This window comes from Neorhizobium sp. PAMB6630 (genome assembly GCF_058242775.1).
This window is the reverse complement of record NZ_JBZAYV010000002.1, coordinates 300595-312860: the sequence shown is the minus strand read 5'-3', so window position 1 is coordinate 312860 and position 12266 is coordinate 300595. Positions and strand designations below refer to the sequence as shown.

Here is a 12266-nt window from a genome sequence, read left to right as displayed (position 1 = left end):
GTCGCGCCTCCACGAATGTCATGTTGAACAGACGCTTTTTCATCGCCGGTAGCCTTGCCGCTTTTCTGCCTTCGATGCCGGTTCTGGCCGAGGACGCAACGCGCATTGCCGCCGTGGATTGGGCTGCCGCGGAGTCTCTTCTTGCCTTGGGGGTCGCGCCGCTCGCCGTTGCCGATACTGGCTACTACAACCAACGCATGCCCCAAGTCCTGCCCGCCGCGACCCACGACATCGGGCCCTTCTGGGAAGTCAATCTGGAACTGCTGGACAGGCTCCGCCCGGACCTCATTTTCATTGGCGCTGCAAGCCTGTTCATGACGCCGCGACTGAAAGAGATCGCGCCTGTCGAGGTCGTCGAGGATATGACAGGCGATAAGGCCTACGGGCGGGCGGCAGCCATTCTGCGTCAATGCGGACGCGCTGCGGGCCTTCCGTCCAGTCAGGTCGAGGCCGTCCTGTCAAACATAGAGCAGCGAATGCAGAGCCTTGCCGCCAGCGTTTCAAGAGAGCGACCGGTCTGCATCTTGCTGCCGGATCAAAGCGGCAGCCGCGCCATGGTCTACGGCAATGGCAGCATGCCCGGGTCTGTGGTCACCCGTCTGGGTCTAAAAAATGCGTGGCAGGGACCAACGAATGCCAATGGTTTCATTCAGGTCGGGTTCGATCAGCTGATGGCGCTGGACGATGCCGTCTTCATGCAGATCGAGATCCCGTCGCTTGCTCCGCAGACGAACAGGGCGCTGGGCGACAGCCAGCTCTGGCATCGGCTTCCCCCGGTTCGTGAAGGACGCGTGGTGCGCCTGCGGCAATTCTATCCGTTCGGGGGATGTATTTCGACACTTCATCTTGCCGAGGCTCTGGCGCGCGCGCTTCAAGTCTCCTTCGGAGCAGGTACACCATGAGCATCACCCTTGCCGGACGGGGTCCGACGCGTAGCTTCGTCCTGATCTGCCTTCTGGCTTTGCCGGCTCTTGCCCTTGCCGTGCTGGCCATCGTCCAGGTCAAAGAACCGGCTATACTCTTCTACGCGACGTTGCCGCGCATTGCTGCGGCTCTGGTTTCCGGCTGCCTCCTGGGGTTGGCAGGCGGCGTGTTCCAGAGAACCTTCGACAATCCGCTTGCCGAACCGTCACTTCTCGGCATTTCCGGGGGAGCGGCGCTCTTTCTTGCCGCATCGCTGGTCTTCGCCCCGGCCTTATGGTCGCACGGATATCAGATCGTGGCACTCGCTGGGGCGCTGATTGCGGTTGCGACGGCTTTCGCCGTTGCCTGGGGGCCGCACCTTTCGTCCCAGACACTGGTGCTGGCCGGTGTGATGATCAATCTCTTCTGCAACGCTGCCTACGCCGGCCTTGTCCTTTTCAATCATGACTTTCTCAGCAATCTCCTGACTTGGCAGGCCGGTTCGCTGCAGCAGAGTGGCTGGGGACCGTCGCTTCGTCTGGCGGTGCTTGCCACTCTTTCGCTCGGTCCGCTTCTTCTCCTGGAGCGACCGCTAAGGTTGCTGTCCCTCGGTGATGGTGCGGCAGCGAGCCTCGGTCTGTCGGTGCGCACGATGAAGCTGATCCTGCTTCTCATCGCTTCGCTGCTGGCCGCGTCTGTCACAGCAGAGTTCGGCCAGATCGGTCTCGTAGGGCTGGCCGCCCCGGCGCTTGCTCGCGCGATCTGGCGCGAGAGCCAGGCGGGATTGCTCCGCTGCGCGGTGGCGGGAGCCCTGCTTCTACTGCTGACGGACCAGCTCATGCGTTTGCTCTCCAGTGGGCTAGGCGACCTGCCGGTCGGGGCGGCTGCAGGGCTGCTGGCGGGACCGTTGCTGGTTTTTCTTGCGCGAAGGGCGCCGCTTAACGCGTCGAAGCCGTTCACGTTCGCCTTTGCGGCGCGGGGCGAGGGGGACGCAAGGCGGCTCATGATTCTGGTTCTGCTTCTATTGGCTGCATTTGCGATCGCGGCAGTCGTTGGACGCGGACCGGAAGGATGGTCACTTGCGGGGCGGGACGATCTGGCATTGGTTTGGCGGTGGCGTCTCCCACCGCTCCTGGCAGCAAGCGGCGCCGGCCTTTGTCTCGCTGTGGCGGGCTTCATCTTGCAGCGCTTGCTGCGCAATCCCCTTGCCAGCCCCGATCTTCTTGGCATCAGCCACGGCGCGGGCCTCGCACTTGCCGTCGCCTTCGTCATCCTGCCGACGCTCGGGGTCGCAACGAAACTGGCGGTCACCTCTGCAGGCGCCATTGCCGCCCTGTTGGTCGTGACATTGCTCGGGCTTCGAGCGCGCTTTGAACCCACGCGCATGCTGCTACTCGGCGTCGGCCTCGCAAGTATGGCGAACGCCATGCTCGTCATTGCGCTTGCCGGCGGCGGACAAAGAGGTGCTGCGCTCCTCGGATGGTTTTCAGGCATGACCGCAGGCGTGGATCTCGCAACGTCGGTCGCTGCATGCCTGGTGGGTCTTGCCGGTCTCCTCGGCTGCCTTTTGCTCCACCGGCAGATGGACCTGATATCGCTGGGCGATGCAGCAGCCACGGGGTTCGGCCTGCGTGTGGCCTTGGTGCGCGGGGCCGGCATCGCTCTCGCCGCAATCCTGACAGCCGCCGGCACCATGGTTGTCGGTCCAATCAGTTTCATCGGCCTGATGGTGCCTCATGCCGCCGCGATCCTGGGCTTTCGCAGGACGGCAAGGGCAAGCGTTGCCAGCGGCCTCATCGGAGCATTGCTGATGACGCTTGCGGAGTGGCTGAGCCGCAATCTCGTCTGGCCCTGGGCGCTTTCGCCGAGCCTGCTGGCCGCGCTCGTCGCCGGACCGTGGTTCCTCTGGCAGCTGCGCCGTCGGCAGAGACAGTGAGCAGTTGGCTCTTGTCGGTACAAACCATTCTATTCCAGCGATAGCAGGAGATATATCCCATGCCGCTTCCAGCCCCGGTCCACGCACACATGGTGCCGAAGTTCTCCTTGCAGGGGATTTCCTTCACCGTTACCGGCCGCACGATCTTGCAGCCGCTGGATCTGGATCTTCTGGCTGGCAAAACGATCGGTCTCATCGGACACAACGGGTCAGGCAAATCCACTCTGGTCCGGCTGCTGGCCCGGCAGATCAGGCCCAGCACCGGACAAATTCTGTTTGATGGACGCCGGCTGGAAGCCTGGTCGAACCGCGAATTCGCCAGGCACCTTGCTTACCTCCCGCAGCAGACGCCGGTGCCCGCTGGAACCAGCGTCCGCGAGCTCGTAAAGTTCGGACGTTATCCCTGGCATGGGCCTCTTGGCGCTTTCGTCAGACTGGATGAGGAAAAGGTGAGGGAAGCACTCGAACTCACGCGCACGACGACGCTTGCGGATCGTTTCGTCGAGACGCTGTCTGGGGGCGAACAGCAGCGCACTTGGATTGCTGCACTCGTCGCACAGGATACGAAATGTCTCCTGCTCGACGAACCCATTTCGGCACTCGATATCGCGCACCAGATCGCGGTGCTAGATCTCGTCCAGAAACTCGCCAAGGCAAGGGGGCTCTCCATCGTCATGGTTCTCCATGACATTAACATGGCGAGCCGCTACTGCGATGAGATCATTGCGCTCCGGGACGGTAGCCTTATCGCCAGAGGATCGCCAAGTGACATGATGACGCCCGATCACCTCAAGCGCATCTACGGGGTGGATTTCACAATCCACCACCCAACTGGTGGCGGTCGGCCGTCAGCATTGCTATGTTGATTATCGGGTGTGCGCGTTCGTAGTTCGCCATCGATTTCAATATGCTGACGCTGCTGGATCAGAGCTTGGGTGGTTCTCCGTTCAAATCCGTTCAAGGCGATTGGTCGGACGCACCGTGTGCCTGCGTCATTCAGGAAAATCTGTCATAACAATCTTCCCGAACAACCCGCCAGCCTCCATTCGGCGGTGGGCCTCCGACGCAGCCGCGAGCGGATATACCGCTCCGATGACCGGCTTAAGCACTTGTCCCATCATCGGCAGAACCTGTTCCGTGAAGCGCTGGACCATTGCTCTCTTTTCCGCCCTCGACCGTGACTTCATGACCGTTCCGATCAGCCGCAGATGGTTGTGAAGCACGACGCCGAGTGGAATGATGGCGTTATCATCGCGCCCTAGCAAGCCCACTTGGACGAGCCGCCCGCCGGGAGCAAGGCTGCGAATGTTGCGGGCGAGGTAGGACCCGCCGACAAAATCGATGATCAGATCGACCCCACGAGACGCCGTCGCATCAACAATTTCCGCCTCGAAATCCATTCGCCTGTAATCAAAAACAGCATCGGCGCCCAGCGAAAGCACGTTTTCAATGTTGCCTGCCGAAGCGGTGGCCAGCACGGTTGCTCCTGCCGCTTTCGCAAGCTGGACGGCCGCCGATCCGATGCCGCCTGCTGCAGCATGAACGAGAACGGTCTCGCCTTTTGCGACGTGTCCGAGATGGGCAAGCGCCTCCCAACCCGTGACGAAGCTTTCCATGACTGCGGCAGCCTCGATGAAGGACAAGCCGGCCGGAATGGCAACTGCCATTCCACTATCGAGGCGCGCATACTGGGCATATGCGCCCCCACCGACAATCCCCATGACACGGTCTCCGACAGCAAAACCGCTAACGGTGTCTCCAATGGCCATGACTTCGCCAGCGACCTCAAGCCCGAGGATAGGGCTGTCTCCGTAGCTTTGCGAGCCATAGACGCCTTCGCGTTGAAGAAGATCGGCGCGGTTGACACCGGCCGCCATGACCTTGATCAGAAGATCGTCTGGGCGCAATTCGGGCATGGCTGCATCGGCGAGGCGCAGAACATCCGCGCCTCCGAAGTCATCGAAGATGATCGCCTTCATTTGGATATCTCCTTACTTGGAAAGGGCCCGGCGGGCAATGCTTGCAGCAAAGAGAGGTGTTTCACGACTGTTGTGGTCGCCGCCTGCGGCCTGACGGGCTGCCGCAGCATCTTCGAACTTGATGCTGTGCTCGCTGAGGAAAGCCATGAACACATCCGTCGGATGGGCGGTAACCTTGTTGGTATAGCGGGTCCTGCCATCGTCGATCTTCTCGGCGATCAGTTCCCAGACGACATTCACCTGGGTCCGTCCGTTGCCTGTGAAGACATCGGAGATCGAGTTCATGCGGCAGTAGGCAGGCTCGGCGACCTCGGCCACATAATGCTGCACGACGAGGCCCGAGCCGATCTGCTCAACATTGATCGACATGCGACGACCGTCGTCGGTCCATGTGACGCCGGCTGCAATGTGATCAGGCGGGCAGCAGCACAGGTATTCGGCTTCCGGCAGGGTGAACAGCCAGTCAGCAATGTCGATCTTTTCGAACGGAACGTCGATCTCTGCGGAATAGGCGGACTGGGAGAGAATTGTGTCTAGGACCTTGACCATTGGAGTGTTCCTTCTGTTTGTTGGGCGACCGCCCGTTGACGAGAAGGAAAATGCTCCGGATGCCCGCAGATGATAACGAACTGAATGGTCGAAACGGTTTTGCGCTGTAGGCAAAGATGAGAGACCCACGGTTCGCTGAACATCTCGCTGTTTACGTCGACGTTGTCCGCACAGGGAGCTTCTCAGCTGCCTCTCGGCGTAGGGCTGTCACGCCTTCGGCTGTAGTTCGACAGATCGATGCGCTCGAACAGGACCTTGGCGTTTCCCTCCTTGTTCGCTCGACACGGGCACTGTCACTGACGGATGCGGGCCGCCACCTTTTTGAGCGCGCCCAGCGCCTGCTCGATGACCTGGCCGATACCCATGCAGAGGTTGCCGCATTCGATAGTGCGGTCAGCGGCACTCTGCGTATCGCCTGTTTCCCGACTTTCGGAAAACGCTATGTTATTCCTGTTCTCGCATCACTAGCGCAGGACCATCCGGGCCTGCATGTCGAGCTGGATCTTACCGAGCGGCTGGCTGATCCCGTCGCCGAACGGCTCGACCTCGTGGTGAGGATGGGGGAGCTTGCGGACAGCTCCCTGATTGCCACGAAGCTTGCTCCGCTTGACCGCATCCTCGTTGCAAGCCGTGGCTATGTCGAACAGCATGGCGAGCCGGAAGACGAGACTGCGCTCCGCCATCATCGCCTTCTCGACAAGCTCCATGGCAACGATCTGCTCGGATGGTCTGACATTCTCGGAAGCCCCGCCGGCGAAGCTTGCAAGCAGGTGGCTTTCCGGTCCGATGATTTCGAAGCGCTCAATAGCGCTGCGATCTCCGGAATGGGAGTGGCCTTTTTGCCAAGCTGGGTTTCGGGCCCCTCCACGCAGGCAGGTGATCTCATCCGGCTGAAACTCCGCGGCGAGCGATGGAACGAGCGATCGTCAGGCATTTATCTCCTGCGTGCCCTCCAGGCGCCGTCCGCCAAGGTCAAGGCGTTTACGGAAGCACTCAAGGCCCATATAGGCGCACCGCCGCGCTGGGGGTGAAGCAGGAATAGCAGCGGTCGACAAATCAAATGCTTAGGAAGTCAGTGTGCTCCGATAACTTGTCGAGTGACGGTTCGATTCTCATCAAGAGCTGAGGCTATGCCCGCTTTGCGCCTTCATTTCAGCCGTTACTGCATCTTGGCGCGAGGCTCGGAAGCTGCCATTCGACGCGGCCACCATCAACGGCAGGACAGGCCGATTGGCTGGGGAACCTGGATTCTCACATGATTTCAGAGGCTTAAGAAAATTGCCTTTGAATTCCCTATCTTTTTCCCATCGCGAGCGACCGTGGATGCCACATTTGTGCCCTGGCTTTGGGCATCAGTCAACAGGACCGAGCGAGCGGCAATTATTTCCGCTCTCCAACACCGAGTATGCGCTGAGGTAGGATCGTGTCCCGTAGTGCAGCTCTTTGCCATCCACGGCGTATTCCGGCTCGGCCGGAGGGAATATCAGCGGGCCACAGTAGGCAAGCTGATGCGGATCGTCGCTCTCAGGCCGAGTGTTGCTCGGTGAAAAAAACGCTATCGCGTGATCCCGTCGCCGTGACACACAGCCGCAAATGATCAGATCTTTGCCAGCGATCAATCAAACTTTCAGTTGGCGAAGCTTCGGCATACGCATCCACAAGAGTAAGGCGAAGACCACGACGCTAAAGGACATCAGTGCCATAGCAGGCCTTGGTCCTGTCACTGTCGAGAGAAGAGCCATAGCGGCGGTCCCCATCGGCATCAAGCCGCGCGTCATGAAGAGAGAAGACAGGACCCTTCCTCGAAACTCGTCGGCGACCGTCAGTTGCAAAATGGTATTATTGGAAGAATTATAAGCTATGTGCATAGCGCCTGCTGCAAACAGCACCGGGATTGCCCAATACATGGTCGGCGCCATGGCGAAGAGAATCAGCGAGAGGCCGAAGCCTGCCATGAAGATCAACATGGTCGAGCCGCGTCTAGCATCCCGCTGCAAACGACTGGCAAGCAGACCGCCACATATCGACCCTGCCGCAGCAAGCGCAGTCATCAACCCGAGGCCGCTGGCGCCGGTATGGAACACTTGTGCAGCAAAGACCGCAAGAAACTGGATGTAGGGCTGGCAGAAGAATGTCGGAACCAGCGCGACGGCAACCAGCATCAGCAAAACGGGTTCGCGGCCCATATAGCTAAAGCCACCCAGAAGGCTGGAGAGGAAGCTCTCTTGCTTGCGTGTGACCTTTTGAGGTGGCACGTCGAGCATCAGGAGCATAGCCATCACGACGGTAAAGCTCAGCGCGTTTGCGATGAAGCAGGCCGTGACGCCAAAGCTGGCAATGAGCCCGGCCGACGCCAAAGGGCCGATGATCTTTGCGAGATTGAGTGCCATCGAATTTAACGATACTGCGCTCGCTATCGCCTCATGCGATACAAGATAATAGACAAGCGAGTGGCGGGCCGGCAGGTTGAAGGACACGATCATACCGCGGCAGACCGCAAGGATCAGGATCAACCAGATCGATGCGTTGAAGAAGGTGACAACACATGCCAGGCCGATGGCGACGGACATGGCCAGCGCCTGTGTCCAGATGAGCATCGTTCTTCGATCGACACGGTCGGCAACGACGCCGCCGAACATTGCAAACAGCATGATCGGCAGCCCGCGACACAAATTTACCAAACCGAGCATCACCGGGTCGTTCGTCGTCGAGATCACGAGCCAGTTCAGGGCGATTTGATCAAGCCAGTCTCCAACGAAGGAGATCGAGTTGCCATACCAGAACAGTCGATAGTTACGATAACTGAGCGCCGCAAAGGTTCCACGCCGAGCAATGGAGGGCGTCGTCGTGTAGCTATCCTTCGACGTGTCAGGTGATGTCATGAAAAATCCCGAGGGTAGGGTTATCTCGTCCGCAATCGTGGATCCGACTCGTCGGTCGGATCCACGATTTGTGGGTCGAAGGCGGCGACCGGGGGCTCCGAAGTCCGCGTTTCAGGCCGCTCGTTTGGGCGCCATACTCTGAGGCTCTTTTCCTGCCGTGGCGTCAAATTTCAAGGTCGAACTTGTCTGTCACGCGCCTCTATCGGCTCTGCAACGCCCTTCCGTCCATATCCTTTTTCAGCAAACTGAGATGGCTCAGGATCGTCGGCGCAATATCCGTGATCGAGCTATCTTCGGTCACTTTGCGGCCAGCCTCGAAACCTTCACCCACTATGACCAGCACGGGATTGGTCTCGTATCGACCGCGTCCGCCATGCATGCCGCAATCGCGGCGCACCTCGCCGATCTCCTCGTCGAAACGGACTGCCATCGCGGACAGTCCGGGAACGCCGTTGATGTTGGCACCTTCGGTCTTGGCCATGTCGATGGCGATGATGTCGTCACCGGGGATCTGACCAAGTTCGGCAAGATCCTCACCCATGAACACATCTTCCACCCAGGGCTGCTCGCGCAACCAGTCGGCTGCCTCAACACGCCGACCGGCAGCATTGCCGCCGAAATGGATGAATGCGGCGCAGCCTTGCGGTGCAACTACGATTTCGGGTCCGTCGAGCGACGACTTGAAGCCGGCTTCGAACAGCCGGCGTTCGACCGGGATCGCCTCGGTGACGGATTCGTGGCCATGGTCCGAACCGACGATGAACAGCACGTCATGGCCCTCATCCCGCAACCGTTCCACGGCCTCTGCTACCTGGCCGACCAGCCTGTCGGCACCGGCAAGCGCTGCGAGATGAACCTGCGAGCCAAGCGGAGCGGCATGCATCGACTTGTCGGGTTCGGACAACCAAAGGGTGGCTGCGGAGGGACGCTTTTCCAACAGAGCCTCAATGAAGCGCCGGGTAACGATCGCATCGCCCTCGTTTCCGGCTGCGGTCGTCAAAATTTCGCCAGTCGGGATGCGGCCAGGCGCATAGCAGAGTTCGCGATGGTACATGTGGGCATGGCTATAGCTGTCATGGAAGAAGGCAGCCCCCGGCGAGGCGTTGCTGGCGATAATCGAGCCGTGGAGACCAGCGACGCGCTCCGATACGGCTGGACGGGCCAGCATACGGCCATAGTGGCGGTGATAGGTCTCGAAGAATTCCGGTTTGCCGGCATCGTGGAATTCGAAACCGCCTTCGATCGGCAGGCCCATGCAGTTGCCGCGCAAACCGTGGCCAAGCGGATGGCACCCCGTCGCGATCGAGGCGGAGGACGCACGGGTCGCGGACGGAAAAATGCCGCGCTGGTTGGCAAACCAGGTGCCGGCGCGCTTGAGCGACGCCATGACAGGTGTCGTCTCGTCGGTGATGAAATCCGGGCGGTTGCCATCGCACATGACGGTGACTGCAATTTTGTGGGCCATGATCTGTCCTTAATCGAATTGGCTTGTGACTGTCAGTTCAGCCGAAATGGGCCGGTAGCGGTCGCTCAGGCATCGAGGTCGTGGTCTTGGCCTCGTCGGTCCAATTGCTGGCGTCAATGCTGAGAAAGAGGCGTGGCCGCACGACGTGATGGCGAAGACCGTCTGCATCGAGATGCCAGACGAGATAGCCGGTACGCATAGGGCTGATATCGCTCGGCGGGTTGGCCGGCATGTTGACGAACGACGTGGCCGGTGCCGTGACGATGCGAAGGCCTTTGTGTTCACGCTCGGTGTGTTTGTGAATGTGTCCTGCGGCAAGTGCTGTCACCCCATGGGCAAGGCACGTGTCGAGCAGCCAGCGGCGCGGCTCAGGCAGGATACAATGGGTGGTAATGGCCGCATCGTCCGGATCCGTGCCGAACGGCGGCATATGCGTGAAGACCACGGTGGTGCGGCGGTCACGCTCCCCAAGTGCTGTTTCGAAGAAGGCGGCCTGCACAGCTTCCTGTTCGTGACCGCTCCCCATCAGCGCGCTGTCCAGACCGATCATCCGGAGTCGTAGGCCGTGTTTGTCCAGATCCTGTAGCCACCAAGAGGGCCCTACGTGGGTCCTCCAGGCGTTAAGACGGGTGTCGTTGACTGGCTGCTTCAGCCGTGAGGCCATCGGCGCTTCACCGACATCATGATTGCCGGCGATGGCCCGCCACGGGGATGGAAGCTGCCGGTGGCAGTCAACCGCATAGGCGAGATCGTCGGGCCTTTCCGGGCCATTGAAGGAGATGTCGCCCGAATTGACGATGAATTCGGGCGACAAGGTTCGCATTTCCTCGACGAAGACAGGCCAATTGGCCGTGAACCAGGCATGGCTGCGCGACAGATGCGTATCAGATACCTGGACGATGGTCAGCCTCTTGGCCATGAGTGTCTCCTTAGGCTTGCGGGAAGCGCAGGTTGTCGGGGCGCAGATCCATGAAGTAGAAGGTGGTCGGACGCCACTGGATCGACTTCTTGATCGCGTAGGCCTCGAAGGGCTGGTAGAGGATCGTGCCTGGGGCTTCGTCTTCCCAGGTGTCCAGCATCTTCACGAACAGGGCCTTGCGCTTGGGCGGGTCGGTCTCGGCTTCGAGTGCCTTGCCGTATTCGTTAAAGGCCTTGCGGGATTCGACCGACCACACGTCCTTCGACTGGATTTCACCGCCCGGACCCCAGGCCACCCAGAGTGCGCCCAGCGGATCGGGCAAGCGGGTCGAGTTCGACCAGTTGAAGATCTGCGCACCTTCGCCCTTCATCTGGTCAGAGGTTTCGACCACCTGCAGGTCGGCGTTGATGCCGACGGCCTTCCACATCTCGACCAGCACCTGGGCTGCTTCCAGAGCGTTGGTGTAATAGGAAGCCTGTGTCCGGTAGACGATCTTTTCGCCTTTGTAGCCGGCCTCAGTGAGCAGGGCCTTGGCCTTCTCGGGATTGAAAGGCAGCTTGCGGCCTTCGACGAACATCTGGCCATATTCGGGATAGTTATGGCTGCCGGGCACTTCTGCCTTACCAAGCCACAGGGTGTCGACGAGCTTCTGGCGATCGATGGCGTTCGTCAGCGCCTGGCGCATGCGTTTGTCGGAGAGAAGCTTGTCGTGATTATCGAACACCAGCACATGGGCATTGGCAAGAACGACCGAGCGGATCTCGATGTCGTCATAGCCGCCGATGATCGCTACCTGGTCCGGGGGCACGTTGGTGATCAGGTCGAATTCGCCAGAGACCAGACCGGCAACGCGCGCGGCAAGTTCCGGCACGGCGCGGAAGGTCACCTTCTTGGCGGTCGGCTGGCCGAGGAAATAGTCGTCGAAGGCTTCGAGAGCCGTCGCTTCGTTCTGGCTGTGGGAGACAACCTTGTAGGGGCCAGTGGCCACAGGAGTGCGCGAATAGGCGTCGAAGCCCATTTCCTCATAGGCGCGCTTGTTGACGATCCAGGCGCACCAGGAGGCGAGGCGCTGTTCGAGCAGCACATCGGCGACCTTGGTGGTGAAGCGCACGGTATAGCGATCGATGGCGGCGACATCTTTCAGCACGCCGAAATAGGGCTTGGCGCCCGGGATCTGCGCCTTTTCGCCACGCAGGCGTCCATCGCGGAACGTGTAGGCCACGTCTTCGGCCGTCAGTTCGTCGCCATTGTGGAACTTGACGCCCTGGCGCAGCTTGACGATCAGTTCTGAGGGGCTGACACGCTCCCAGGAGGTCGCCAGATGCGGCTTCAGTGCCGAGCCCCCGCCATCGGGCGTGCCGAGAAAGTCTCGACGGATCAGTGTGTCGAAGATGGAATAGGTGACGCGGGTGCCGACGTTGGAGAGTTCGCGGGCCGGCTCAAGCGTGGCCGGCAATGCGGCGACGGCGACGGTGAAATCGGGACGCTTCGTATCGCCGGCGGCGGCGAATGCCGAGGGTACGAAATCGAAGATGAAGGGGGTGAGGGCGGCACCCTGCAGCAGCAGGCGGCGGTTGATGTTGGGCATCATGGGCTCCGTTGGTTGAGACGTCGGGATTTGCATTACCGGCCG

10 protein-coding genes are annotated in these 12266 nt (G+C 60.5%); 4 read left to right on the top strand and 6 right to left on the bottom strand.

Features of this window, described 5'->3' with window-relative positions; translation table 11 throughout:
- The first annotated feature begins 20 nt into the window (after positions 1 to 20).
- The 3 genes from AC4CWF_RS20220 to AC4CWF_RS20210 are packed head-to-tail and all read left to right on the top strand — an operon-like array spanning position 21 to position 3705.
- Positions 21 to 902, top strand: a complete 882-nt coding sequence (locus AC4CWF_RS20220; protein ID WP_491287081.1) for an ABC transporter substrate-binding protein — start codon at positions 21 to 23, stop codon at positions 900 to 902.
- Positions 899 to 2839: a Fe(3+)-hydroxamate ABC transporter permease FhuB gene (gene fhuB, locus AC4CWF_RS20215; protein WP_491287079.1), complete on the top strand. Its 1941-nt coding sequence runs from the start codon at positions 899 to 901 to the stop codon at positions 2837 to 2839. Before AC4CWF_RS20220 ends, fhuB begins: the two co-directional genes overlap by 4 nt.
- Positions 2840 to 2898: 59 nt before the next feature.
- The gene (locus AC4CWF_RS20210) at positions 2899 to 3705 is read left to right on the top strand and encodes an ABC transporter ATP-binding protein (protein ID WP_491287077.1); all 807 of its coding nucleotides are present in this window, start codon (positions 2899 to 2901) and stop codon (positions 3703 to 3705) included.
- 126 nt (positions 3706 to 3831) lie between these two features.
- Here the strand turns inward: AC4CWF_RS20210 and AC4CWF_RS20205 are convergent, their stop codons facing one another.
- Complete coding sequence (locus AC4CWF_RS20205) at positions 3832 to 4818, bottom strand: NAD(P)H-quinone oxidoreductase (protein WP_491287076.1); 987 nt, start codon at positions 4816 to 4818, stop codon at positions 3832 to 3834.
- Positions 4819 to 4830: 12 nt separating this feature from the next.
- Positions 4831 to 5367 (bottom strand): hypothetical protein, encoded by a 537-nt coding sequence (locus tag AC4CWF_RS20200; protein WP_491287075.1) that lies wholly within the window; start codon positions 5365 to 5367, stop codon positions 4831 to 4833.
- Between the two features lie 116 nt (positions 5368 to 5483).
- On the opposite strand from AC4CWF_RS20200, the gene AC4CWF_RS20195 reads away from it, so the two are divergent.
- The gene (locus tag AC4CWF_RS20195; protein WP_491287073.1) at positions 5484 to 6398 is read left to right on the top strand and encodes a LysR family transcriptional regulator; all 915 of its coding nucleotides are present in this window, start codon (positions 5484 to 5486) and stop codon (positions 6396 to 6398) included.
- Positions 6399 to 6986: 588 nt separating this feature from the next.
- On the opposite strand, the gene AC4CWF_RS20190 is transcribed toward AC4CWF_RS20195, so the two are convergent.
- From AC4CWF_RS20190 to AC4CWF_RS20175, 4 genes are all read right to left on the bottom strand, one after another.
- Positions 6987 to 8249, bottom strand: coding sequence for an MFS transporter (locus AC4CWF_RS20190; protein ID WP_491287071.1), 1263 nt, complete (start codon positions 8247 to 8249; stop codon positions 6987 to 6989).
- A 199-nt stretch (positions 8250 to 8448) separates the two neighbouring features.
- The gene (locus tag AC4CWF_RS20185) at positions 8449 to 9714 is read right to left on the bottom strand and encodes an alkaline phosphatase family protein (RefSeq protein WP_491287070.1); all 1266 of its coding nucleotides are present in this window, start codon (positions 9712 to 9714) and stop codon (positions 8449 to 8451) included.
- A 37-nt stretch (positions 9715 to 9751) separates the two neighbouring features.
- Positions 9752 to 10633 (bottom strand): metallophosphoesterase family protein, encoded by an 882-nt coding sequence (locus AC4CWF_RS20180; RefSeq protein WP_491287068.1) that lies wholly within the window; start codon positions 10631 to 10633, stop codon positions 9752 to 9754.
- 10 nt (positions 10634 to 10643) lie between these two features.
- A complete protein-coding gene (locus tag AC4CWF_RS20175) occupies positions 10644 to 12224 on the bottom strand; it encodes an ABC transporter substrate-binding protein (RefSeq protein ID WP_491287066.1) in 1581 nt (526 codons plus the stop codon).
- Positions 12225 to 12266 lie beyond the last annotated feature (42 nt).

Bases quoted from the DNA above. Each gene is read 5' to 3' on its own strand.
- AC4CWF_RS20180 (WP_491287068.1), bottom strand. From the start codon at position 10,633: ATGGCCAAGAGGCTGACCATCGTCCAGGTATCTGATACGCATCTGTCG.
- AC4CWF_RS20210 (WP_491287077.1), top strand. From the start codon at position 2,899: ATGCCGCTTCCAGCCCCGGTCCACGCACACATGGTGCCGAAGTTCTCC.
- AC4CWF_RS20175 (WP_491287066.1), bottom strand. From the start codon at position 12,224: ATGATGCCCAACATCAACCGCCGCCTGCTGCTGCAGGGTGCCGCCCTC.
- fhuB (WP_491287079.1), top strand. From the start codon at position 899: ATGAGCATCACCCTTGCCGGACGGGGTCCGACGCGTAGCTTCGTCCTG.
- AC4CWF_RS20185 (WP_491287070.1), bottom strand. From the start codon at position 9,714: ATGGCCCACAAAATTGCAGTCACCGTCATGTGCGATGGCAACCGCCCG.
- AC4CWF_RS20220 (WP_491287081.1), top strand. From the start codon at position 21: ATGTTGAACAGACGCTTTTTCATCGCCGGTAGCCTTGCCGCTTTTCTG.
- AC4CWF_RS20195 (WP_491287073.1), top strand. From the start codon at position 5,484: ATGAGAGACCCACGGTTCGCTGAACATCTCGCTGTTTACGTCGACGTT.
- AC4CWF_RS20190 (WP_491287071.1), bottom strand. From the start codon at position 8,249: ATGACATCACCTGACACGTCGAAGGATAGCTACACGACGACGCCCTCC.
- AC4CWF_RS20205 (WP_491287076.1), bottom strand. From the start codon at position 4,818: ATGAAGGCGATCATCTTCGATGACTTCGGAGGCGCGGATGTTCTGCGC.
- AC4CWF_RS20200 (WP_491287075.1), bottom strand. From the start codon at position 5,367: ATGGTCAAGGTCCTAGACACAATTCTCTCCCAGTCCGCCTATTCCGCA.